21 protein-coding genes are annotated in these 23,854 nt (G+C 65.8%); 13 read left to right on the forward strand and 8 right to left on the reverse strand.

Annotated elements, in window-relative coordinates:
• Nucleotides 1–46: 46 nt before the first annotated feature.
• Together cphA and CCX87_RS14960 are read left to right on the forward strand one after the other, a co-directional pair.
• Nucleotides 47–2,626, forward strand: a complete 2,580-nt coding sequence (gene cphA / locus CCX87_RS14955; RefSeq protein ID WP_087747513.1) for a cyanophycin synthetase — start codon at nucleotides 47–49, stop codon at nucleotides 2,624–2,626.
• Entirely contained in the window at nucleotides 2,623–3,123 is a 501-nt protein-coding gene (locus tag CCX87_RS14960; RefSeq protein ID WP_087747514.1) for a CreA family protein, read from the forward strand. The genes cphA and CCX87_RS14960 overlap by 4 nt, the downstream gene beginning before the upstream one ends.
• A 98-nt stretch (nucleotides 3,124–3,221) precedes the next feature.
• On the opposite strand, the gene CCX87_RS14965 is transcribed toward CCX87_RS14960, so the two are convergent.
• Complete coding sequence (locus CCX87_RS14965) at nucleotides 3,222–3,872, reverse strand: DsbA family oxidoreductase (RefSeq protein WP_087747515.1); 651 nt, start codon at nucleotides 3,870–3,872, stop codon at nucleotides 3,222–3,224.
• Between the two features lie 70 nt (nucleotides 3,873–3,942).
• Nucleotides 3,943–5,457 carry a class I adenylate-forming enzyme family protein gene (locus tag CCX87_RS14970; protein WP_087747516.1) on the reverse strand — a complete coding sequence of 505 codons (1,515 nt, stop codon included), beginning with the start codon at nucleotides 5,455–5,457 and terminating at the stop codon, nucleotides 3,943–3,945.
• Nucleotides 5,458–5,752: 295 nt separating this feature from the next.
• On the opposite strand from CCX87_RS14970, the gene CCX87_RS14975 reads away from it, so the two are divergent.
• The 4 genes from CCX87_RS14975 (at nucleotide 5,753) to groL (ending at nucleotide 10,492) form a co-directional block, all read left to right on the forward strand.
• Complete coding sequence (locus CCX87_RS14975; protein WP_087747517.1) at nucleotides 5,753–6,718, forward strand: YcjF family protein; 966 nt, start codon at nucleotides 5,753–5,755, stop codon at nucleotides 6,716–6,718.
• Between the two features lie 217 nt (nucleotides 6,719–6,935).
• Nucleotides 6,936–8,093: an SPOR domain-containing protein gene (locus CCX87_RS14980; RefSeq protein WP_087747518.1), complete on the forward strand. Its 1,158-nt coding sequence runs from the start codon at nucleotides 6,936–6,938 to the stop codon at nucleotides 8,091–8,093.
• A 358-nt stretch (nucleotides 8,094–8,451) separates the two neighbouring features.
• Entirely contained in the window at nucleotides 8,452–8,742 is a 291-nt protein-coding gene (locus tag CCX87_RS14985; protein ID WP_005799501.1) for a co-chaperone GroES, read from the forward strand.
• A 97-nt stretch (nucleotides 8,743–8,839) separates the two neighbouring features.
• Nucleotides 8,840–10,492: a chaperonin GroEL gene (gene groL / locus CCX87_RS14990; RefSeq protein ID WP_086911376.1), complete on the forward strand. Its 1,653-nt coding sequence runs from the start codon at nucleotides 8,840–8,842 to the stop codon at nucleotides 10,490–10,492.
• A gap of 78 nt (nucleotides 10,493–10,570) precedes the next feature.
• On the opposite strand, the gene CCX87_RS14995 is transcribed toward groL, so the two are convergent.
• On the reverse strand, nucleotides 10,571–10,903 hold the full coding sequence (locus CCX87_RS14995) for a DUF805 domain-containing protein (protein ID WP_087747519.1): 333 nt from the start codon (nucleotides 10,901–10,903) through the stop codon (nucleotides 10,571–10,573).
• A 257-nt stretch (nucleotides 10,904–11,160) separates the two neighbouring features.
• On the opposite strand from CCX87_RS14995, the gene CCX87_RS15000 reads away from it, so the two are divergent.
• From CCX87_RS15000 to CCX87_RS15020, 5 genes are read left to right on the forward strand one after another with little or no spacing between them, the layout of a single operon-like run.
• On the forward strand, nucleotides 11,161–11,634 hold the full coding sequence (locus tag CCX87_RS15000; protein ID WP_087747520.1) for a DUF1924 domain-containing protein: 474 nt from the start codon (nucleotides 11,161–11,163) through the stop codon (nucleotides 11,632–11,634).
• Nucleotides 11,631–12,137, forward strand: coding sequence for a diheme cytochrome c (locus tag CCX87_RS15005; RefSeq protein ID WP_087747521.1), 507 nt, complete (start codon nucleotides 11,631–11,633; stop codon nucleotides 12,135–12,137). Before CCX87_RS15000 ends, CCX87_RS15005 begins: the two co-directional genes overlap by 4 nt.
• A gap of 8 nt (nucleotides 12,138–12,145) precedes the next feature.
• Nucleotides 12,146–12,913 (forward strand): cytochrome b/b6 domain-containing protein, encoded by a 768-nt coding sequence (locus CCX87_RS15010; RefSeq protein WP_087747522.1) that lies wholly within the window; start codon nucleotides 12,146–12,148, stop codon nucleotides 12,911–12,913.
• Nucleotides 12,914–12,931: 18 nt separating this feature from the next.
• Nucleotides 12,932–13,597: a response regulator gene (locus CCX87_RS15015; protein WP_087747523.1), complete on the forward strand. Its 666-nt coding sequence runs from the start codon at nucleotides 12,932–12,934 to the stop codon at nucleotides 13,595–13,597.
• On the forward strand, nucleotides 13,594–14,964 hold the full coding sequence (locus CCX87_RS15020) for an ATP-binding protein (RefSeq protein WP_087747524.1): 1,371 nt from the start codon (nucleotides 13,594–13,596) through the stop codon (nucleotides 14,962–14,964). The genes CCX87_RS15015 and CCX87_RS15020 overlap by 4 nt, the downstream gene beginning before the upstream one ends.
• Nucleotides 14,965–15,065: 101 nt before the next feature.
• On the opposite strand, the gene eda is transcribed toward CCX87_RS15020, so the two are convergent.
• A complete protein-coding gene (gene eda, locus CCX87_RS15025; protein ID WP_087747525.1) occupies nucleotides 15,066–15,728 on the reverse strand; it encodes a bifunctional 4-hydroxy-2-oxoglutarate aldolase/2-dehydro-3-deoxy-phosphogluconate aldolase in 663 nt (220 codons plus the stop codon).
• Nucleotides 15,719–17,488, reverse strand: a complete 1,770-nt coding sequence (gene edd / locus CCX87_RS15030) for a phosphogluconate dehydratase (protein WP_087747526.1) — start codon at nucleotides 17,486–17,488, stop codon at nucleotides 15,719–15,721. Before edd ends, eda begins: the two co-directional genes overlap by 10 nt.
• Before the next feature lie 60 nt (nucleotides 17,489–17,548).
• Between edd and CCX87_RS15035 the strand changes: the two genes are divergently transcribed.
• Entirely contained in the window at nucleotides 17,549–18,457 is a 909-nt protein-coding gene (locus CCX87_RS15035) for an SMP-30/gluconolactonase/LRE family protein (RefSeq protein WP_087747527.1), read from the forward strand.
• A 13-nt stretch (nucleotides 18,458–18,470) separates the two neighbouring features.
• On the opposite strand, the gene pgi is transcribed toward CCX87_RS15035, so the two are convergent.
• Complete coding sequence (gene pgi / locus CCX87_RS15040; RefSeq protein ID WP_442857471.1) at nucleotides 18,471–20,039, reverse strand: glucose-6-phosphate isomerase; 1,569 nt, start codon at nucleotides 20,037–20,039, stop codon at nucleotides 18,471–18,473.
• A 160-nt stretch (nucleotides 20,040–20,199) separates the two neighbouring features.
• On the opposite strand from pgi, the gene zwf reads away from it, so the two are divergent.
• Entirely contained in the window at nucleotides 20,200–21,654 is a 1,455-nt protein-coding gene (zwf, locus tag CCX87_RS15045; RefSeq protein ID WP_087747528.1) for a glucose-6-phosphate dehydrogenase, read from the forward strand.
• Nucleotides 21,655–21,661: 7 nt separating this feature from the next.
• Here zwf and CCX87_RS15050 read toward each other — a convergent pair whose 3' ends face one another.
• Nucleotides 21,662–22,783, reverse strand: a complete 1,122-nt coding sequence (locus CCX87_RS15050) for a beta-ketoacyl-ACP synthase III (protein WP_087747529.1) — start codon at nucleotides 22,781–22,783, stop codon at nucleotides 21,662–21,664.
• A 104-nt stretch (nucleotides 22,784–22,887) separates the two neighbouring features.
• Nucleotides 22,888–23,835, reverse strand: coding sequence for a transaldolase (gene tal, locus CCX87_RS15055; protein ID WP_087747530.1), 948 nt, complete (start codon nucleotides 23,833–23,835; stop codon nucleotides 22,888–22,890).
• Nucleotides 23,836–23,854 lie beyond the last annotated feature (19 nt).

A 23,854-nucleotide genomic window follows, 5' to 3' on the forward strand; every position in this document is an offset into this window, starting at 1 on the left:
CTGACCGGGGCCTGCCAGCCCTGATGGACCACAGAAAGACACTTCCATGGATGTATCCCGCACCCGGGCCCTGCGCGGCCCCAACCTCTGGAGCCGCCACATGGCCATCGAGGCCGTGGTGGCCTGCGCCGAATCCGAACGGGCCATTGCCCGGATGGCCGGTTTTGAAGCCCGGCTGCGCGCCCTGTTTCCGGCCATCGGCATGCTGCACCCCGAAGGCGGCAGCGGCGATGTCTCGCTCGCCCATGTGCTGCAAACGGCGGCGCTGGCGCTGCAGGCCCAGGCCGGCTGCCCGGTGACCTTTGCCCGCACCACCGCCACGACCGATGCCGGCGTGTACCAGGTGGTCGTCGAGTACAGCGAGGAAGCCGTCGGCCGCCAGGCCTTTGAAGACGCCCAGCGCCTCATCAACGCCGCGCTGGGTCAGGGCGAGTTCGATGCCGAAACGGCCATTGCCAACCTGCGCGAGCTCGACGAAGACGAGCGCCTGGGCCCGAGCACCGGCTCCATCGTCGATGCCGCCGTGGCGCGCGACATTCCGTTTCGCCGCCTCACCCGCGGCAGCCTGGTGCAGTTTGGCTGGGGCTCCAGGCAGCGCCGCATCCAGGCCGCCGAGATCGACTCGACCAGCGCCGTGGCCGAATCCATTGGCCAGGACAAAGACCTCACCAAGCGCCTGCTGCATGCAGCCGGCGTGCCGGTGCCGCTGGGCCAGCCCGTCAACACGCTGGAAGAAGCCTGGGAAGTGGCCCTGAAAGTGGGCCTGCCCGTGGTGGTCAAACCCCAGGACGGCAACCAGGGCAAGGGCGTCACGGTCAACATCACCGACCGTGCCCAACTCGAAGAGGCCTACAAGAACGCGGCCGACTACGGCACCGTGATGGTCGAGCGCTTCCTGCCCGGCCACGACTTCCGCCTGCTGGTGGTGGGCGACCAGCTGGTGGCCGCCGCCCGGCGCGAGCCGCCCCAGGTGCTGGGCGACGGCCAGCACACCGTGCGCGAGCTGGTGGACCAGGTCAACCTTGACCCGCGCCGTGGCGAGGGCCATGCCACCTCGCTCACCAAGATCCGCCTCGATGACATTGCCGTGGCCCGCCTGGCCGCCCAGAACCTGACCCCGGACTCTGTGCCGCCCAAGGGCCAGCGCGTCATCCTGCGCAACAACGCCAACCTGTCCACCGGCGGCACCGCTACCGACGTGACCGACGACGTGCACCCCGAAGTGGCCGCGCGCGCCGTGGCCGCCGCCCAGATGGTGGGCCTGCACATCTGCGGCGTGGACATGGTGGCCGAGACCGTGTTGCGCCCGCTCGAAGAACAAGGCGGCGGCTTTGTGGAAGTGAACGCCGCCCCCGGCCTGCGCATGCACCTGGCCCCCAGCTACGGCAAGCCGCGCAATGTGGGCCAAGCCATGGTGGACCGCCTGTTCGGCCATGGCGACGACGGCCGCATCCCGGTGGTGGCCGTCACCGGCACCAACGGCAAGACCACCACGGCACGCCTGATCGCCCACCTGTTCACGGCCCAGGGCCTGCGCGTGGGCATGACCAACACCGATGGCGTGTATGTGAACGGCCGACAGATCGACAGCGGCGACTGCAGCGGCCCCAAGAGCGCCCGCAACGTGCTGCTGCACCCCGAGGTGGACGCGGCCGTGTTCGAAACCGCGCGCGGCGGCATCCTGCGCGAAGGCCTGGGCTTTGACCGCTGCCAGGTGGCCGTGGTGACCAACATCGGCGCAGGCGACCACCTGGGCCTGAACTACATCACCACGGTGGAAGACCTGGCCGTGCTCAAGCGCGTGATCGTGCAGAACGTGGCCACCACAGGCTACGCGGTGCTCAACGCGGCCGACCCCATCGTCGCCGCCATGGCGCCAGCCTGCCCCGGCAAGATCATCTTCTTTGCCAGCGACCGCCACCACCCCGTGATGGCCACGCACCGCGCGCAAGGCCACCGCACCGTGTATGTGGATGGTGACTCCATCGTGGCCTCGGAGGGTTCGTGGCGCGAAACCATCCACCTGCGCGACGTGCCCATCACGCGCAACGGCAAGATCGGATTTCAGGTCGAAAACGTCATGGCCTCGGTGGCTGCCGCCTGGGGCGCAGGCCTGCCCTGGCAGACCATTCGCCGCGGGCTCTCGGGCTTTGTGAATGACAGCGACAACGCTCCAGGCCGCTTCAACCTCATGGATTTCAAGGGTGCCACGGTGATCGCCGACTACGGCCACAACCCCGATGCGATGCGCGCCCTGGTGCAGGCCGTGGAAGCACTGCCTGCCAAGCGCCGCAGCGTTGTGATCAGCGGTGCCGGTGACCGGCGCGACGAGGACATCCGCGAGCAAACGGTGATCCTCGGTGCGGTCTTTGACGACGTGATCCTGTACCAGGACGCCGCCCAGCGCGGCCGAGGCGACGGCGAAGTGATGGCCCTGCTGCGCGAAGGCCTGGCCGGTGCCACACGCACCCAGCACATCGAAGAGATCCGGGGCGAGTTCATTGCCATCGACACCGCCCTCGACCGCCTGCAGCCGGGCGACCTGTGCCTGGTGCTGGTGGACCAGGTGGAAGAAGCCCTGGCCCACCTGGCGCGCCGCTGCGCCGAAACCGGGGTGGCCGCATGACCACCGCACGCCGCCGGGCCGCAGTGGCGGGGGGCCTGCTGGCCACCACCTTGCTGGCAGGTGCTGCGCTGGCCGCATCGGGCGAAAAAATCGGCACCGTGGATACGGCCTTTCAGTGGATCGGCCGCGACCACGACATCATCGTGGAAGCCTACGACGACCCCGGCGTGCAGGGCGTGACCTGCTATGTCTCGCGCGCCCGCATCGGCGGCGTCAAGGGCACGCTCGGCCTGGCCGAAGACCGCGCCGAGGCATCGATTGCCTGCCGCCAGGTGGGGCCAATCCGCATCCCCGAGCCTTTGAGGAAGCAGGAAGAAGTGTTCAGCGAGCGCATGTCCATCCTGTTCAAGCGCCTGCGCATCGTGCGCATGGTGGACCCGGCGCGCAACACGCTGGTCTACCTCACCTATTCAGAAAAGCTGATAGACGGCTCGCCCCAGAACAGCGTGACCGCCGTGCCGGTGGACCGCGCCACACCCATCCCGCTGCGCAAATGAACCGGGGGCGCAAAGCCCCCGATTTTTGGATGAAATGGGCCTCTAGCGCTTATCCATCCAGCGCAAGCAGCTATTAATTGAAGAGCAGATTCATCCGGTCAACCCTGTGCCGCAATCTGGCGCAGCGCCTGCTCGAACACCTCCACCGGCTGCCCACCCGAGATCAGGTGGCGGTCATTGATGATGATCGCGGGCACCGAGTGAATGCCCTGCTGCTGATAGAACTGCTCGCGCTGGCGCACCTCGCTGGCATAGCGGTCTGAGGCCAGCAGCTCGCGCGCCGCGTTGGCATCCAGCCCCACCTCGCCCGCCACGCGCACCAGCACCCCATGGTCGCCAGGGCTTTGGCCGTCGGTGAAATAGGCCTTGAACAGCGCCTTCTTGAGCGCGGACTGCAGACCCTTCTCTTGGGCCCAGTGCAGCAGCCGGTGCGCATCAAACGTGTTGTAGATGCGGCTGCGCTTGTCCATGTTGAAAGTGAAACCCAGCTCCGCCCCGCGCGCGGCAATGGCCTCGCGGTTCTTCTGGCTCTGCTCAGGCGAGGCGCCGTACTTTTCGTGCAGGTGCTCGCCAATGTCCTGGCCTTCGGCGGCCATCTGCGGGTTCAGCTCGAAGGGCTGGAAGTGCAGGTCGAGCGCGACTTCGCCCTTGAGCCGGTCCGCAGCCTGTTCCAGCGCCTGGAGGCCGATGATGCACCAGGGGCAGGAGACGTCGGAAACGAAATCGATCTTGAGGGTTTTGGTGGTCATGGCGGGTTCGCAGAAAAATTCAGCCCACGATGCTAGACCGAAGCATTGGCCTTTGCAGGCCAGGTTTTTTTCACCCAAGCATCTCCCTCAACGCCGTCTTGAGCACCTTTCCGTAGCTGTTCTTGGGCAGCGCCTGCACCCACCGGTACGCCTTGGGCCGCTTGAAGCGCGCAATGTGGTCGTGGCACAGGGCGTCGAGCGCGGCATCCTCCACCGGCCCGCCATCGCCCGCCACGACAAAGGCGACCACCACCTCGCCCCAGTCGGCATCGCGCTGGCCAATCACTGCCACCTCACGCACCTGGGGGTGCAGCAGCAGCACTTCCTCCACCTCGCGCGGGTAGATGTTGGAGCCGCCGGAGATGATCACGTCCTTGGAGCGGTCCTTGAGCGTGAGAAAACCGTCGCCATCCAGTTGCCCCATGTCCCCGGTGCAGAGCCAACCATCGCGCAGCGTCTGGAACGTGGCGGTGGGGTTGTTCCAGTAGCCGGACATCACGGTCTCGCCGCGCACTACCACCTCGCCCGTCTCGCCCGCAGGCAGTGGCTGTCCGGCCGCATCGACCACGCGCACCTCCACCAGCGACTGCGCCACGCCGACCGAGGCCATGCGCTCGGCCCAGCGCGGGTGGTTGCGGTCGGCCAGCTGCGCGCGGGCCAGTGCGGTAATGGTCATCGGGCTTTCGCCCTGGCCGTAGATCTGCACGAGGCGGTTGCCCATGGTGGCCAAGGCCTGGCGCAGGTCGTCGGCATACATGGGGCCACCGCCGTACACGATGGTCTTGAAGCCCGCCACGTCAGCGCCCGTGGCCCGCACATGCTCCACCAGCCGGTGCACCATGGTCGGCGCCGCAAACAGCGTGAGCTGGCCCACCGAGGCGGCCAGCTGCACCAGCTCGGCGGGATCAAAGCCGCCCGACACGGGCACGACGTGGCGTGCGCCCCGCAGCACCTGGGCGTAGTTGTAGAGCCCCGCGCCGTGCGACATGGGCGCGGCATAGACCATGGCATCGCCCGGGGCGATGTCGTCCACGTCGGTGAAATAGCAGGCCGTCATGGCCAGCAGGTTGCGGTGCGTCTGCATCACACCCTTGGGGCGGCCGGTGGTACCCGAGGTGTAGAACAGCGATGCAACATCCTGCGGGGCACGGTCGTGGACCTCCATGGGTGGATGCAACACGGCAGCCCGATAGGCATCAGAGCCGAAGAGCAGCAGGCCAACCTCCGATGCGCCGGCCTCGCGCGCGGCCGAGGCGAGCGATTGCGATGCCAGAACCATGCACGCCCCGGAATCAGCCAGCACATGCGCCAGCTCTTTGGCATGCAGTTTGTAGTTGACCGGCACCGACACCGCGCCCGCCCACAAAACAGCATGCAGCGCCTCCAGATATTCCGGACAATTGGCGGCGTAGATGGCCACGCGGTCGCCGGGCGCTACGCCGCCCTGCTTGCGCAGCCAGGCTGCCAGGGCCGCGGTGCGCGCACCCAGGGCGCCGTAGCTCAGCAGCACCTGGTCGCCGTGCAGCACGGCGGGTTGATCGGGGTAGCGCTGGGCGCTGCGGCTGAGCAGATGGGCAATGTTCATCGGGTGCGATCCATCACGGAAAAAGGCAGTGGGCCATGCGGCACTGTAGGCGATTCGAGCGGCTGCGCGCAGACGCTGCAAGGCCCAATGGAAGTGCGCAATCCCCACCAACGGGGCGTCAGAAGCACCCGGTAACTTCGCGCTGCCAATTCCCCACAGTCTGTGGCGTTGAAACGCGCTTGCCTAGACTGCATATGTTTCGCACATGCCCGCGCGGCCTCTTTTGTCGTGCGCCGGGGTACGTGCTTTTCACGCCCTCCTTCCTTTATTCACCACTCCCCGCGAGCTGCAACGCATGACACTGGACCAGCAAAAATCCATCCTCACCATCGCCCTCTTGGCCGCGTTTGCGGACGGCAACAAAGACGACGCCGAGCGGGAAGAGATCCGCCGCATCGCCCAGTCACTGGCTGGCGATGCGGACCTGGTTGACCTGCCGCGCATCTACCAGGACGTGCTGCTGCAGCGCACCGGCGTGCAGACAGCTGCCGAGGCCTTGAGCGAACCCATGCACCGTCAGCTGGCCTACGAAATGGCGGTGTGCGTGTGCGATGTGGACGGCCGCCAGACGGCTGCCGAACGCGATTTTCTGGCGACACTCAAAACGGTGCTGCAGCTCGATGGTCAGCAGACCGCCGCGTTTGACCAGGAAGCAGATGCGCTGGTGGAGGTGGCCGAAAATGCCATTCCGGCCGCCCTGCCCGCAACCACCGCGGCAGCGGGCGCCGCACCCACCATGGGCACATCGGATGCGGATCTGGACAAATCCATCCTCAACTACGCCCTGCTCAACGGCGCGCTGGAGCTACTGCCGCAGTCCTGGGCGTCGATGGCCATCATCCCGCTACAGGTGAAGATGGTGTACGGCATTGGCAAGGCCCACGGCGTGGAACTGGACCAAGGACACATCAAGGAGTTCATTGCCGCCGCCGGGGTGGGCCTCACGTCGCAATACCTGGAGCAGTTTGGCCGCAAGCTGCTCGGTGGCCTGCTGGGCAAGGCAGTGGGTCGAACCATTGGCGGCATGGGCAGCGCGGCCACGGGCATGGCGTTCTCGTTTGCCACCACCTATGCGCTGGGGCAGGTGGCCCGACGCTACTACGCGGGCGGCCGCGTGATGAGCACGACCATGCTGCGCGACAGCTTCCAAAACCTGCTCGGCCCCGCCAAGCAGCTGCAGACGCAATACCTGCCGCAAATCCAGCAAAAGGCCGCCACGCTGGATGCTGGCCAGATCCTGGCAATGGTGCGGGGAGCGTAGGCACCAAGGGCCCTGTCACGCCCCATTTTGCTTCGTTATTGATAGCTTCAAGCGCTTTCACAGAAAGCGCCAGAAGCCATTTTCACCTCTATCGCAGCGCCTGTTAACCTGCATCGGCGCCGAAGTGCTTAGCGCAGTAGCGGGCACGGCCGCTGCGCCGTTGCAACACTGGCGCAACACCCCGTGGCGGGCGCAGCGGCACATGCCAGAATCGGCCATGCACGCCGCCACGGACCCTGCAGCCACCACCGCCCTTCAGCCGTCCAAGCCCCGCTCCGATAGCGCCATGACGGCCCTGTACAGCGCGGCGCTGGGGCCCGTCCATCTGTCCCGTTACCTGCCGGTTTTTGCGCGCTTTGATGAGGCCGGCCGCACCACCACCAGCTGGAACTGGGCGGCCAGCCTGTGCACCCTGAACTGGATGGTGTTTCGCCAGCTGTGGGGCGCGGCGCTGGTGTATGTGGCGGCCGCCGAGGGCCTGGCGCTGCTGGTGTTCGGCCTGGGGCGGCCGCTGCTGCAATGGCCCCAGGCAGTGGAATGGGGCGTGGTCGGGGCGTTTTTTCTGCTCGGTTGCGCCGTGCCCGGCCTTTACGGCAATGCCCTGCTGCATGCCGACGCCCACAAGAAAATTGCACGGGCACTGACCGCCACACACACCTTGAACGAAACCCGCGCGCTGCTGGCACGGCAAGCCAGCTCCTGGAAACGGCTGGCCTGGCTGGCGGCGGGCAACCTGGCGCTGGCGCTGGCCGCTGCCGGTGTCTACCTGGCGATTCCCTCCACGGTAGCACCGCAAAGCGCGGACCCGGCCACGCCCACACCAACCGCATCAGCACCCCAAAAAACCGATGCACCGGCGGCGACAAGCGCCGCCACGCCACCCCAACGCTCTGCGTCCGAGGCGGCAGCCATCCCGGCGCCGCCGGCCGCCCCCGAACCGGCGCAGGCTCCACCCGAACCGGCGTCCTTAGCGCCTGCCCCTTCCGCAGCACCGATGGAGCGGGCCTCGCGCCCCACCATGGCCACCGCGCCCACCGCTCCCGCCAAGCGCGCATCGCCATCCCAGGCCAAGGCATTGGCTCCCGACACGGCAGCTGCCTCGGCCGAAAACAACAACGCCCTGCCAGTGGTGGGCACCGCGCCTGGCTACTACATCAACGTGGGTCTTTTTGCCAACGAAGCCAATGCCCGCAGGGCCCAGGCGCGGTTGCTCAATGAAGGACTGCCCGCATTCCGACAGGAAATTCTCACGGCCAAAAAACGCCGGCTGCGGGTGCGGGTGGGCCCCTACAGCGACCACGCCGATGCCGACGCAGCGGCCGTCACCATCCGGTCCATGGCGCTGGAAGCAGTGGTGATCAAGCTGGGGGCCTGAGCCGGTTGCATTGCCAGGGCACTGCCTATATCCAGAAAAACAGGCTCCAGCGCTTGATGATGTTGCGCATATAGCTATCACTTCAATAGCAAAAGAATCCAGCCGAAACCGTGGATACGCAGCAACCATCCAGCCTGCTTGGTGCGGCCCCTCCACAGCGCCTGCCCGCAGCACGTCTCCACTCCCCCAATCCCCCAAACGGCGGGGAAGGTCTTGAAATAGACACAAATGCCCGTATCATTAGCACTCACCCCGAATGAGTGCTAACAAGCACTTGTGCGGAGGAAGTTTGGTGGCGTCCGAAATTTCGGGCGCTTCGTAATCCAGCTTTTTATTGTCAGTCAACAGGAGCAATGCAATGAACCTTCGCCCTCTGCACGATCGCGTGATCGTCAAGCGTATCGAAAGCGAAACCACGACCGCCTCCGGCATCGTGATCCCCGACAACGCCGCCGAAAAGCCCGATCAAGGTGAAGTGCTGGCCGTCGGCCCCGGCAAGAAGAACGACAAGGGCGAGCTGATCGCCCTGAACGTGAAGGTCGGCGACCGCGTTCTGTTCGGCAAGTACTCGGGCCAGACCGTCAAGGTCAAGGGCGACGAACTCTTGGTCATGAAAGAAGACGATTTGTTTGCAGTGGTCGAGAAGTAATTTCTCGCCCTCTGAATCACTCATCTTTTCATAGCTTCTCCCGCTTATTGAATAAGCGCTAGCAGCCAATTCGAATCAAATTTTCAGGAGCTCCAAAATGGCAGCAAAAGACGTAGTTTTCGGCGGCGAAGCCCGCGCACGCATGGTTGAAGGCGTGAACATCCTGGCCAACGCAGTCAAGGTCACGCTGGGCCCCAAGGGCCGTAACGTGGTGCTGGAGCGCTCGTTCGGCGCCCCTACCGTGACCAAGGACGGTGTGTCCGTGGCCAAGGAAATCGAACTCAAGGACAAGCTGCAGAACATGGGCGCCCAGCTCGTGAAGGAAGTGGCCTCCAAGACCAGCGACAACGCTGGTGACGGCACCACCACCGCTACGGTGCTGGCACAAGCCATCGTGCGCGAAGGCTTCAAGTACGTGGCCGCTGGCATCAACCCGATGGACCTCAAGCGCGGTATCGACAAGGCTGTGACGGCCCTGGTTGCCGAGCTGAAGAAGGCTTCCAAGCCCACCACCACCTCCAAGGAAATCGCCCAAGTGGGTTCGATCTCCGCCAACTCCGACGAAACCATCGGCAAGCTGATCGCTGACGCCATGGACAAGGTTGGCAAGGAAGGCGTGATCACCGTGGAAGACGGCAAGTCGCTGGACAGCGAACTGGACGTCGTCGAAGGCATGCAGTTTGACCGCGGCTACCTGTCGCCCTACTTCATCAACAACCCCGAAAAGCAATCCGCGATTCTGGACAACCCCTTCGTGCTGCTGTTCGACAAGAAGATCAGCAACATCCGCGACCTGCTGCCCACGCTGGAGCAAGTTGCCAAGGCTGGCCGTCCGCTGCTGATCATTGCCGAAGAAGTCGAAGGCGAAGCCCTGGCTACGCTGGTGGTCAACACGATCCGCGGCATCCTGAAGGTTGTGGCTGTGAAGGCTCCTGGCTTCGGCGACCGTCGCAAGGCCATGCTGGAAGACATCGCCATCCTGACGGGCGGCAAGGTCATCGCTGAAGAAGTGGGCCTGACGCTCGAAAAGGTCACCCTGGCCGACCTGGGCCAAGCCAAGCGCATCGAAGTGGGCAAGGAAAACACCATCATCATCGACGGCGCCGGTGCTGCTGCTGACATCGAAGCCCGCGTCAAGCAAGTGCGCGTGCAGATCGAAGAAGCCACGTCCGACTACGACCGCGAAAAGCTGCAAGAACGCGTGGCCAAGCTGGCTGGCGGTGTGGCCGTGATCAAGGTCGGCGCTGCCACCGAAGTCGAAATGAAAGAAAAGAAGGCCCGCGTGGAAGACGCACTGCACGCTACGCGCGCAGCGGTGGAAGAAGGCGTTGTGGCCGGTGGCGGCGTGGCTCTGCTGCGCGCCAAGCAAGCGGTTGGCACCTCCATCAAGGGTGACAACGCCGACCAGGACCACGGCATTGCCCTGGTGCTGAAGGCCATCGAAGCGCCTCTGCGCGAAATCGTGAACAACGCCGGCGGCGAAGCCTCGGTGGTGGTGAACGCTGTGTTGGCCGGCAAGGGCAACTTTGGCTTCAACGCTGCCAACGACAGCTACGGCGACATGCTCGAATTGGGCATTCTGGACCCCACCAAGGTCACCCGCACGGCCCTGCAAAACGCAGCATCGGTGGCATCTCTGCTGCTGACGACTGAGTGCATGGTGGCTGACGCACCGAAGGAAGAAGCCGGTGCTGGCGGCGGCATGCCTGACATGGGCGGCATGGGTGGCATGGGCGGCATGGGCATGTAATTGCCCGGTCCCTGCGCAGCCTTCATGGCTGCGCAGCCCCACAAAGAGCCCGCAGGTCTTATGGCCTGCGGGCTTTTTTCATGCGACGAAGGGCGCGCCGTAGGTGTTGGTCGATCCCTCGCCGGGCTGCACCCACCAGTACAGCAGTACAAAAAAACCAATCCCGGTCAACAAAAGCAGTTGCCACCAGCCCGTGCGGCCAATGTCGTGCAGGCGGCGCGTGCCCACGGCCAGTGCCGGAAACAGCAGCGCCAGCGAGGCCAGGCCGTAAACCACGTCACCGAGCATGCCGGCAATGATCATCACTACCACCTGGAACAGAAAAAACCACCAGTACTCGGAGCGTGATGCGCGCCCCGAAAACGTGGCGTACTGCCCCAGGCACGATTGGATTGCCTGAACAAAATCCATGGTGTAGTCCCCCTCTCTTGGTTGAATGTTGGCGAAATGGGGCGAATGCCCATGGACATGATAGGGGTGCAGTGCGACAAGCACGCGCGACGAGGCCGGTTGCCAGGGCCCTGCCGCAGTCCACACCATTCCGCGCCGGAATGCTTCTTTTTTAATAGCTGTTAGCGCTTATTGGACAAGCGCTTTCGGCCATTTTCAATAAAACAATCTGCCGGACGCATGCGCGCCCCAGCAAGGCGCGTCTTAAGCCATTCTTCATGCCCGCCTTGCACCATGGCGGCATGCACACCCCACTCACCACCTTTCTCACCCGTGTGGCCGCCCTGCTGGCACTGGCCTTTGCCCTGGCGCCCGCCCATGCCGGCGACACCACGGCCGCCGCGCAGATGCAGCGCTGGAGCGAGGCCTCCGGCAAGCCCGTCAGCGCCGAGCGCGGCCGTGTGTTTTTCACCAGCCGCCATGGCGGCGAATGGTCGTGCGCCTCGTGCCATGGCAATCCGCCCACCACGTCCACACGCCACGCCCGCACGGGCAAGACCATCACCCCGCTGGCGCCGGCGTTCAATCCCGAGCGCTTTACCGACACCGCCAAGGTGGACAAATGGTTTCGCCGCAACTGCAACGACGTGCTGAGCCGCGAATGCACCGCCGTCGAAAAGGCCGACGTGTTGGCCTGGCTGCTGCAGTTGGATGCCAAAAACCCACCCCAAACCGCCAAGGAAAAGCCATGAACCGCACCGCAACCACCCTGGCCCACACGCCGTTTGTGCGCACTGTTCGCCGGTCGTCCGCCCTGCTGGCGCTGGCCTGCGCACTGCCCGCCGCCTGGGCCGACAGCCGCGCGATGCCCGCCCGCGCCATGCTGCCGGCCTACCAGCAGGAGTGCGCCGCCTGCCACATGGCCTACCCGCCCGGCATGCTGCCCGCCAGTTCGTGGAGCCGCATGATGAAAGGGCTGGACCAGCATTACGGCACCGACGCCTCACTCGACCCGGCCATGGTGCGCCAGATCAGCACCTGGCTCGAAGCCCATGCGGGCACCTACCAGCGCGTGCGCGAGGCGCCGCCGCAAGACCGCATCACCCAATCTGCCTGGTTCGAGCGCAAGCACCGCGCGGTGGAGCCCGCCGTCTGGAAGCGCACCGCCGTGGGCAGCCGCGCCAACTGCATGGCCTGCCACACCCGCGCCGACCAGGGCGACTTTGACGACGACCGCGTCCGCATCCCGAAGTGAGAACCACCATGACTTCTGACACCCTTTCTACCGCCTCGCCCTCTTCCGCTTCCGCGCCGTCCCCGGCGCAAGCGCCAACGCCCCGACCGGCCACCCGCCGTGTGGTCGATGCCACCACGCGCATGCTGCACTGGCTGATGGCGCTGAGCTTCACGGTGGCTTACGTCACCGCCGACGGCGAGCGCTGGCGGCTGGTGCATGTCACGCTGGGCTACACGCTAGCCGGGCTGGTGGTGGCACGCCTGCTGTGGGGTCTGTTCGGGCCGCGCCAGGCCCGCATCTCGGTGCTGTGGCGCAAGCTGCAGGGGCTGCCGGCATGGCTGAAGTCCCTGGCCGCCGTGCGCTCGCCCAGCGCCCTTCAGGCCACCTGGCGGCCTGGGCAAAACCTGCTGATGGCAATGGCTGTGGCGCTAATCCTGGCGCTGGTGCTGCCGCTCAGCCTCAGCGGCTATGCCGTGTGGGACGAATGGGGTGGCGAATGGCTGGAGGATCTGCACGAATTCTTTGGCAACACCCTGCTGTTCGTGGTGCTGGCGCATATCGGCCTGATCGCTCTCTTAAGTGCGCTGCGCCGCAAGAACCAGGCATTGCCCATGCTGACGGGCCGCGTGCAAGGCCCGGGGCCCGACCTGGCGAAAAACAACCATGGCTGGCTCGCCGCGGCCGTGCTGGCCTGCGTGCTCGCCTTCTGGGCCTGGCAGTGGGACCAGGCGCCCCAACTGCCCGCCGCCGATGCCACGCGCTGGAGCGAGAATCGCCACGGTAACGACCACTGACCGAAAGAGCCCCGTCTCATGCGCATCCTGCTGGCCGAAGACGACGAATTGCTGGGCTCGGGCATCCGCGCCGGCCTGGCGCAAAACGGCTTCCAGGTGGACTGGGTGCGCGACGGCGTGGCAGCCGAGCGCGAGCTGGCCACCGGCGCCTACCAGGCTGCCGTGCTGGACCTGGGCCTGCCTCGGCAAGACGGCATGGAGGTGCTGCGCCAGGTGCGCGCGCGGCGCAACACCACGCCCGTGCTGGTGCTCACGGCCCGCGACGCCGTGCCCGCACGCATAGCCGGGCTGGATGCGGGTGCCGACGACTATCTGATCAAACCCATCGATCTGCATGAGCTGGCCGCCCGCCTGCGCGCCCTGGTGCGGCGCGCGCACGGCCAGAGCGAAACCCGGTTGACTGCGGGCCCGGTAGAACTGGACCCGGCGGCGCACCAGGTGTGGTGCCACGGCGAGGCGGTGGAGTTGTCCAACCGTGAATACGACCTGCTGCACGCGCTGTTGCTCAACGCCGGGCGCGTGCTCAGCCGCGAACAGCTGGAGCAGCGCCTGTACCAATGGGGCAGTGAGATCAACAGCAACGCGGTCGAAGTGCATATCTACCACCTGCGGCGCAAGCTGGGCGCGGCCCTGATCGAGACCGTGCGCGGCGTGGGCTACCGCATTGCACGGGAGCCGGCATGAGCAGCGCCGCCGCCCCCCGCCCGCCACACGCACAGCGCTCACTGCAGGCCCGGCTGCTGACCACGGTGCTGACGCTGGTGCTGGTGGCTTGGGGCGTGGCCGCAGCGCTGGCCTGGCACGAAACCGACGAGGAGGTCAGCGACCTGCTCGATGCCCATCTGGCGCAGACCGCCGCCCTGCTGCGCCTGCAACCGCTCGATGAATTGACCGAAAGCCGCCTGAACGAGGCGCCCGACCTGGATAAGCACCAGCCGCGCGTGGTGTTCCAGCTCTGGCATGAAGACAAGTTGCTGGCCCGTTCGGCCAGCGCGCCGCAAGAACCCCTGGCGCAACAGCGCCAACGTGGGTTTGCCGACAGCCAGGTGGACGGCAAGGCCTGGCGCGTGTTCGTCACCCAGGGGCGCGAGCGCGATGTGCGCATCGTGGTGGGCGAGCTGCAGTCGGTGCGCCGCGAGATCGTGCTGGCCAGCCTGACCAGCATCCTCAAACCGATGGCGTGGGCACTGCCGCTGCTGGCGCTGGGCATCTGGTGGGCAGTGCGCGGCTCGGTGCGGCCGCTGGGCCGACTCGGAAACGCCGTGGCCGCGCGCCAGCCGCAGTCGCTCGCGCCGCTGTCCACCGCAGGCGTGCCGCCCGAGGTGCTGCCGCTGGTCACGGCGCTGAACGAGCTGTTCGAGCGCATGGCCCGGTTGCTGGCCACAGAGCAGCAATTCACCGCCGACGCGGCGCACGAGTTGCGCACCCCCATTGCCGGCATCCGGATGCAGGCCCAAGTGGCGCAGGGTGCCACCGACACGCAAGAGCGCGCCGCGGCCCTACAAGCCACGGTTCAGGGCTGCGACCGCGCCACCCGCCTGGTGGAACAACTGCTGCAACTGGCCCGGCTCGATGCCGAATCCACCCATGACAGCGGCAACAACACGCCGCTGGCCGAGGTTTTGCGCCAGGTGACCGCCGATCTGCAGGGCGCGGCAGCGCGCCGGCAGCAGCGCATCATGCTGCGCGAACCCCTTGCGCCCGGCGTGCACATCCCGTTGCCCGAGCCGCTGACCCGCGTGCTGCTGCGCAACCTGCTGGACAACGCCTTGCGCTACAGCCCCGACGGCGCCGAGGTACTGCTACAGATAGACGAGCAGGGCGATGATCATGCGCAACTGAGCGTGGAAGACAGCGGCCCGGGCCTCACGCCCGAAGAACTGGCACGGCTGGGAGAGCGGTTTTTTCGGGTCCTGGGCACCGGCCAGAGCGGCAGCGGCCTGGGCTGGTCCATCATCCAGCGCATTGCGCGCCTTCACCATTTGCAGGTGGGCACCGACCGCAGCCCGGGGCTGGGCGGGCTGCGCGTCACGGTGCGCTGGAAGCCTTAGACCGGCATTCTCCGCAGCCCTCACCGGACCACAATTGCTTCATTTTTAATAGCTACCAGCGCTTTATGGATAAGCACTAGAGCCCATTTTTCATCCAAATTTCAGTCACCACCACGCCCCAAGGCCTGCGCGGCCCGTGCCAGCTGGGTGATGCGCGCCCAGTCGCCAGCACGCACCGCGTCGGCGGGTGTGAGCCACGAGCCACCCACGCAGCGCACATTGGGCAGCGCCAGGTAGTTGGGCGCGGTGATCGAAGTGATGCCGCCCGTGGGGCAAAAGCTCACCGTGCCAAACGGGCTGACCCAGGCCTTGAGCAGCGGGATGCCGCCCACCGCCTCGGCCGGAAAGAGCTTGAGAAACGAGAATCCATCGGCCAGCGCGGCCATGATCTCGCTCGCCGTGGCCACGCCGGGCAACAGCGGCAGGTGCAGGCCCTGGCAGGCACGGCCCACCTCAGACGTGTAGCCCGGGCTTACGGCAAAACGGGCACCGGCCTCGCTGGCGCGGCGGGCGTCGTCAGCGTTGAGCACCGTGCCCACGCCCACCACGGCCTCGGGCAGCTGGCGGGCAATGGCCTCGATGGCAGGCAGGCCGGCCGGGGTGCGCAGCGTGACTTCCAGCACCTTCACGCCACCGGCGAGCAGCGCCTCGGCCAGCGGCAGCGCGTCGGCCACGCGGTCGATCACGATGACCGGGATGACGGGGCCATGGCTGGCAATGTCGACAGGGTTCATGGGCGCAGCGGAAGATTCGATCACAGCCATGTGCAGGCTCCTTGTTCGGCACCGCCTGCATGGCGGCGAAAGTTGGCGAAAAGCTCGCGGCCAAAGCCGGTAGCGGCGGGCGCGTTGTACGGCGCGGGCGTGCGCGCAGCCCATTCGGCTTCATCGACCAGCACATCGAGCGTGCCGGCCACGGCATCCACGCGCACGATGTCGCCATCGCGCACCTTGGCCAACGGGCCACCAGCCAGCGCCTCGGGCGTGACGTGGATGGCTGCAGGCACCTTGCCCGAAGCGCCGCTCATGCGCCCGTCGGTCACCAGCGCCACCTGGAAGCCCTGGTTCTGCAGCACGGCCAGCGGCGGCGTGAGCTTGTGCAGCTCGGGCATGCCGTTGGCCTGCGGGCCCTGAAAGCGCACCACGGCGACCATGTCCTGCTGCACCTCGCCTGCGCTGAAGGCGGCGAACAAAGCCTCTTGCGAATCGAACACACGGGCCGGGGCCTGGACGATGTGGCGGTCTTCGGGCACGGCAGACACCTTGATCACCGCGCGGCCCAGCCGCCCCTGCAGCAGGCGCAGGCCGCCCGTGGGCGAGAACGGCCGGGCCACGGGCCGCAGCACCGACTCATCGCCCGACACCGCCGGCGCCGCCTGCCCACCCGCCGCGATGCCGCCCGCGTTCACACTGCCCACATCGGGGTGCATGAAGCCGCCGTGGAGCAACTCACGCAAGATCCACGGCGGCCCGCCTGCGGCCTGGAACTGGTTCACATCCGCGTCGCCATTGGGGTACACGCGGGCCAGCAGCGGCACGGCGGACGAGAGTTCGTCAAAGTCCGTCCAGTCGATCAGGATGCCCGCGCTGCGCGCAATGGCCACCCAATGGATCAGGTGGTTGGTCGAGCCGCCCGTGGCCAGCAACGCCACCATGGCGTTGACGATGCAGCGCTCGTCCACCAGGCGCCCGATGGGCGTGAAGCGTGTGCCGCGCTTGCCAATATCGAGCACGGTGCGCAGCGCCTGGCGGGTGAAGGCTTCGCGCGCTTCGGTGCCCGGGTGCGCAAAGGCGGCGCCGGGCACATGCAGGCCCATGGCTTCGAGCAGCATCTGGTTGCTGTTGGCCGTGCCGTAGAAAGTGCAGGTGCCGGGGCTGTGGTACGCGGCCGACTCGGCTTGGAGCAGTTCGCCCCGCCCCACCAGGCCCTGGGCGAATTGCTCGCGCACCCTGGATTTTTCATGGTTCGACAGGCCCGAGCCCATGGGGCCCGCGGGCACAAACACGCAGGGCAGGTGCCCATAGTGCAGCGCGCCAATCAGCAGGCCGGGCACGATCTTGTCGCACACACCGAGCAGCAGCACGCCATCGAAGACATCGTGCGACAGCGCCACCGCCGTGGCCATGGCAATGGCATCGCGCGAGAACAGCGAGAGCTCCATGCCGGGCGTGCCCTGCGTGACACCGTCGCACATGGCCGGCACGCCACCTGCGACCTGGACCGTGGCGTGATTTTTGGCGGCTTCGTCGCGCAAGATGGCGGGGTAACCCTGGTAGGGCTGGTGGGCCGACAACATGTCGTTGTAGGCCGTCACCACGCCAATGTTGGGCGCCTTTTCAACGGCGACCCTGAACTTTTCGGCGCCCGGCAGTGCGGCGTAGGCATGGGCCAGGTTGGCACAGCCCATGCGGTCTTGTGAAGGCCGGCGGTGGACCATGGCGTCCACCACGGCCAGGTAAGCAGCGCGGGTGTCTGCGCTACGCTGAATGATGCGAGCCGTCACGCGCGCTACCACTGAATGCATGGGATGCTCCCTCAGAATATCGACCTAGAATGTAATTTAATAACACTTTCAGATCAAGCCATGCCCTTGCAAGCGCTCCCGTTGCCGCCCTCGGAGCTGGGCGAATCACCCTTCTGGCACCCGCTGGAGCAGCGCCTTTATTGGTGCGACATTGCAGGCTTTGCCGTGAACGCATGGGAGCCGGGCACCGGCCGCCGCTGGCAATGGAAGATGCCGTCGGAGCCCGGATGCTGCGCACCATCGGTCGATGGAAAAATAGTAATCGGGTTACGCGACGGGTTGTATCACCTGGACTGCACGACCGGCGCCCTGGCTTGCCTGGCCACCCTGCCGGCCGACGCGCACGACACCCGCCTGCTGCGCCTGAACGATGGCAAATGCGACACTGCCGGCCGGTTCTGGGCCGGCTCCATGATCACGCCGCGCACGCACGCGGGTGCCGCCCTGTGGCGCCTGGACTGCACCACGGACCACTGCGCCATCGACCGCATGGCGGGTGACAATTTCACGGCCAATGGCCTGGCCTTCAGCCCCGACAACCGCTGGATGTATTGGTCCAACACGCCCGAACACCGCATTGACCGCTTTGCGTTCGACGCTGCCACGGGGCGCATCAGCGATCGGCAACCCTGGGTCCGCTTCGCCCCCAAGGTTGCGGGCGAACCCTATGGTGGCCGCCCCGATGGCGCCAGCGTGGATGTGGACGGCAACTACTGGGTGGCCATGTATGAAGGGGCCAGCATTCTTCAGCTGTCGGCTGCGGGCGAGGTGCTGCAACGCATCCCCACACAGGTGCAATGCCCCACCATGGTGTGCTTTGGCGACGACGATCTGCGCACGCTCTACATCACCTCGGCGCGCGCCGGGCGGCCGGCCAGCGAATGCGAGGCCGCCGTTCCCGCAGGCAGCCTGCTGCGCATGCGGGTGGACATTCCGGGTCTGCCGGTGAACTTTTTTCGGACCCGCTGAAGGGGCACCAGTCTCAGCCGCGCAGGCGTTGCAGCAAGCCTGCCGTGGATGAATCGAGCCCGGATACATCGCCGCTGGCCAGCCGCTGCTGCAGGTCGCGCGCCAGCACCTTGCCCAGCTCCACGCCCCACTGGTCGAAGCTGTTGATGCCCCACAGGGCGCCGCTGACAAACACGCGGTGCTCCTGCAAGGCGATGAGCGCCCCCAGCGACTCGGGCGTCAGGGACTCCAGCAGCAAAAAGGTGCTGGGCCGGTTGCCCGGGAAATGCCGATGCCCATCGTCGCTGGCCTTGCCCACCATCAGCGCCTGCACCTGTGCCAGGGCATTGGCGAGCACCTGATCATGGTGGCCGACAAGCGAGTGCGCCGGTTGGCGCACCGCCACGATTTCCAGCGGCAGCACATCCGAGCCCTGGTGCAGCATCTGAAAGAACGCATGCTGCCCGTTGGTTCCCGGCTCGCCCCACAGCACGGGCGACGTGGCATAGGCCAGGGCCTCGCCACTGGCGGCCACGCGCTTGCCATTGCTCTCCATTTCGAGCTGCTGCAGATAGGCCGACCAGCGCCGCAGCCCGGCGTGGTACGGCGCCACACAACGGCTCGTAAAGCCATGGAAATTGCGATACCAAACATCGAGCAAGCCCAGGCGCACGGGCAAATTCGCCGCCAGCGGTGCGGTGCGAAAGTGCTCGTCCATGGCATGCCCACCCGCCAGCAGCCCGCGAAAACCGGCGGCGCCGATCGAGATGGCCAGCGCCAGGCCAATGGACGACCACAGCGAATAGCGCCCACCCACCCAGTCCCAGAAACCAAACGACCGGGTGATGCCCAGTGCCTTTGCGGCATCCGGCTGGGCCGTGAGCGCCACAAAATGGCGCGCCACATCCGTGCCACCCTGCTGGGCAAACCAGGCCAGGCACGAACGTGCGTTGGTCATGGTTTCTGCCGTGGTGAAGGTTTTGGAGGCCACCAGGAACAAGGTGCTTTGCGGCCGCAGCAGCCGCAGCACGCCCGCCAGCTCGTGGCCATCGGCGTTGGAAACGAAGTGAAACCGCTTGCCCGGCGCGCGGTAGGCATCCAGCGCCAGTACGGCCATGTGCGGCCCCAGGTCCGAGCCGCCGATGCCGATGTTCACCACGTCGGTGATGCCCTCGTCAGCGCGCATGCGGTCGGCAAAAGCCAGCATGGCGTCCAGCGTGGAGTGCACCTCGACCAGGCTCTCGGCCACTCCGGGCAGATCACCCGGCAGCACCTGCCCTGGCGGACGCCGCAGCAGGGTGTGCAATACCGCACGGCCCTCGGTGGTGTTGATGGGCTCGCCGTGCAGCATGGCGTCGCGGTGCTGCTCCAGCCCGCACGAGCGCGCCATGTCCATCAGCAGTACCTCGGTGGTCGGGTCCCAGAGGTTCTTGGAAAGATCGGCAAACAGGTGGGGTGCCACCTGGCTGAAATGTTCAAAACGCCCGGTGTCCTCGGCAAAAGCCTGGCGCAGATCAAGACGCGCACCCTGCGCTGAAAAATGGGCCTTCAACAAGGACCACTGGGGCGTCTGATCACAACGAAGAAACTCGGACATGTCCATGGTACGCAAACAAAAAAGTAACCAAATTACAAAAACTTCAAGCGACAGAAAATTAAAAAATCCAAAAAAACCTTGCCTAATCGAAGAAGACCAAACACCAATGTAACGAGATTACAATTACCGGCCTGATGCAGACTCGCCCCCCATCGCCGGAGACCCCATGAGTTTTGACCTCGTCCTGTTTGGCGGCACCGGCGACCTCGCCTGGCGCAAACTCCTGCCCGCGCTGTTCCAGGCCTTTCGGCACGGCACGCTGCCCGAAGGTGGCCGCATTATCAGCGTGGCGCGGGACGATCTTACCGACGATCAATACCGCAGCCGAATCCAGATGCGCTTTGACGATGTCGAGTTGGCCAAACGCCCGACACCTCAGGAGTTTTCGCGCTTCGCGGCGCTGCTGCACCACCTTCGCATGGACCTGTCGCAACCGCAGGATTATGGGCGGCTGGCCGACATGATCAAGGCCCGCAATGCCGACTCGCTGGTGATGTATGTCGCCACGGCGCCCAGTCTTTTCACGACCGTCTGCGAGCAGATCGCGGCCGTCGGACTGAACGGCCCCGCCACCCGCGTGGTGCTCGAAAAACCCCTGGGCCATGACCTGCAATCGAACCGCGCCATCAACGAGGCGCTGCGGCACGTGCTGCGGGAAAACCAGGTGTTTCGCATCGACCACTACCTGGGCAAGCCATCGGTGCAGAACCTCTTTGCCATGCGCTTTGGCAATGCGCTGTTCGAGCCCCTGTGGCGGCGCGAAACCATTGCCAACATCCAGATCACCATCGCCGAAGAACTGGGCGTGGAAACCCGCGGCGCCTTCTACGACCAGACGGGCGCCCTGCGCGACATGGTGCAAAACCATGCCCTGCAATTGCTGTGCGCCATTGGCATGGAGCCGCCCATCAACGCCAGCGCCAACGCCATTCGCGACGAGAAACTCAAGGTGCTGCAATCGCTCAAGCCCTGGAGCCCCGACACCATCGGCCAGCATGTGGTGCGGGGGCAATATGCCGCCGGCACGCGCCAGGGCCAGGCCGTTGCGGGTTATTTGCAGGAAAGCGGCGTTGCCCCGGGCAGCACCACAGAGACCTTTGTGGCCCTGCGCACCGAAATTTCCAACTGGCGCTGGGCGGGCGTGCCATTTTTCATCCGCACCGGCAAACGCCTGGCGGGCCGCAACGCCCACATTGTGGTCAATTTCCGGCCCGTGCCCCACCCGATCTTCAAGACCCCGGCGGGCGCCGCCAACCGCCTGGTCATCAACCTGCAGCCCAAGGACGGGCTGGAGTTGCACCTGCTGGCCCAGGGCGCCGCGCAGCACCAGACCGAACCCGCGCTGGCGCCAGTGCACCTCAACCTCGACTTTGACCAGCGCTTTGGCACCGAACGCGTGGGCGCCTACGAGCGCCTGCTGCTGGACGTGATCGCAGGCCGGCTGAACCTGTTTGTGCGCAGTGACGAGCAGGAGGAGGCCTGGCGCTGGGTGGAGCCCATTCTGGCGCACTGGCGCACCGATCCGCACGGACCGCGGCCCTATGCAGCCGGCAGCTGGGGCCCCAGCGCCGCCAGCGCCATGATCGCGCGCGACGGCTTTTGCTGGAGCGAGGAAGTCTGAAACAGGGTCAGCGCTTGCGAACCACCACGCTACCGATGGAATAGCCCGCGCCAAAGGAGCAGATCACGCCCAGATCACCGGCAGCCAGGTCGTCCCGGTGCTTGTGAAACGCAATGATGGAGCCCGCCGATGCGGTGTTGGCGAACTCGTCCAGGATCAGGGGAGCCACGTCAGCACCCGCATCCGCGCCCACCAATTTCTTGATGACCAGCTGGTTCATTCCATGATTGGCCTGGTGCAGCCAATAGCGGCGCACGGCCGTCGGTGCCTGCTCCAGCGCGGCCAGATGGGCCTCGATGTGGGCGGCAGCCAGCGGCACCACTTCCTTGAACACTTTGCGGCCCTCCTGGCGGAAGGTCTTGTCGCGCGCGTTCGGGTCGCTGTCCTCGCAGCGGTTGAGAAAGCCGAAGTTGTTGCGGATGCTGTTGGAGAACTGGGTGGCCAACTTGGTGCCCAGCACTTCCCACTGGTCGGCCGAGGTGGCGCAGTCGGCCCGCTCGACAATTACCGCCGTGCAGACATCGCCAAAGATGAAATGGCAATCACGGTCGCGCCATTCGTGGTGGCCCGAGGTGATCTCGGGGTTGACCACCAGCACGCACTTGGCGCTGCCGGTGCGCACGGCGTTGACGGCCTGCTCGATGGCAAAGGTGGCCGACGAGCAGGCCACATTCATGTCAAACCCATAGCCGCCCGCACCCAAGGCCTGCTGGATCTCGATGGCCATGGCCGGGTAGGCGCGCTGCATGTTGGCCGCCGAGCACAGCACGGCATCGATCTGGTCGCCGGTCTTGCCAGCGGCATCCAGCGCCTTGCGCGCAGCGTCCACGGCAATCTCGGCCATCAGCGACAGCTGATCGTCGGACCGCTCGGTAAAGCGTGGGTACATGCGTGAAGGGTCCAGCACACCGGTTTTCTCCAGCACATAGCGCTGCTTGATGCCGGAGGCCTTTTCGATGAATTCGACGCTGGAATAGGTCAACGGCTCGCGCACGCCGGCGGCGATTTCGTCAGCAAGGCGCGCGTTTTCCTGGTCCACATAGCGGTTGAAGGCTTCAACCAGCTCGGCATTGGTGATGGTGTGCGGGGGCTGGTAAATGCCGGTTCCGCTGATGACAACTGAGTGCATGAATCAATTCCTGTTGCCTGAACTCCAGGCAGGGTGCGCAAGTGTAACGAGCCAGGGCAAGGGCTGCGCGAGTGCCGGGTGCGCGCCAGCGCAGCCCTACGCGATCAGGCCGCCTGGATGAGTTTTTCCAGCTTCACGGCATCTGCTGCAAAGCTGCGGATGCCCTCGGCCAGCTTTTCGGTGGCCATGGCGTCTTCATTCAGCGCAAAGCGGAAACCCGATTCGTCGAACTGAACCGCAGGCAGCGGCATGGTGCGGGCTGCCTCGGCATTGAGCGCCGGTTGCAAGGGAGCCTCCGAGGCCGCGAGCTGTGCCAGCAGCTCGGGGGCGATGGTCAGCAGGTCGCAGCCGGCCAGCGCGGTAATCTGGCCAATGTTGCGAAAGCTCGCGCCCATCACCTCGGTGGCAATGCCGAAATGCTTGTAGTGGTTGTAGATCTGGGTGACCGATTGCACGCCCGGGTCGTTGGCGCCGCTGCGCGCGGCCTCGTCCCAGCTGGCACCGGCCTGTTTTTTGTACCAGTCGTAGATGCGCCCGACAAACGGCGAAATCAATTGCACCTTGGCCTGCCCGCAGGCAACCGCCTGGCAAAACGAGAACAGCAGCGTGAGGTTGGTGTGAATGCCGCGCCGTTCCAGCTTTTCTGCGGCCTTGATGCCTTCCCAGGTGGCCGCCACCTTGATGAGCACCCGGTCGATGTGAATGCCCTGCGCCTGGTACAGCTCGATGATCCGCTCCGCCCGCGTGACGGTGGCGCTGGTGTCAAAGCTCAGGCGCGCATCCACTTCGGTGGACACCCGCCCCGGAATGGTGGCCAGAATCTCGCAGCCAAAGCGCACCAGCAGGCGGTCGATCACCTCATCCATGGGGCGATCTTTCCATTGGGCCACGGTGGACTGCAGCAAAGGCGCGTATTCGGGCTTTTGCACGGCCTTGAGGATCAGCGACGGGTTGGTGGTCGCATCCTGGGGCTGGAATTGCGCCAGCTGCTTGAAGTCGCCGGTATCGGCGACCACGGTGGTGAACTGTTTGAGGGCGTCAAGCTGATTCATGGCAAAAGTCTCATGGGGT

The sequence above is a fragment of the Acidovorax sp. T1 genome, assembly GCF_002176815.1.
Classification (GTDB): Bacteria; Pseudomonadota; Gammaproteobacteria; order Burkholderiales; family Burkholderiaceae_C; genus Acidovorax.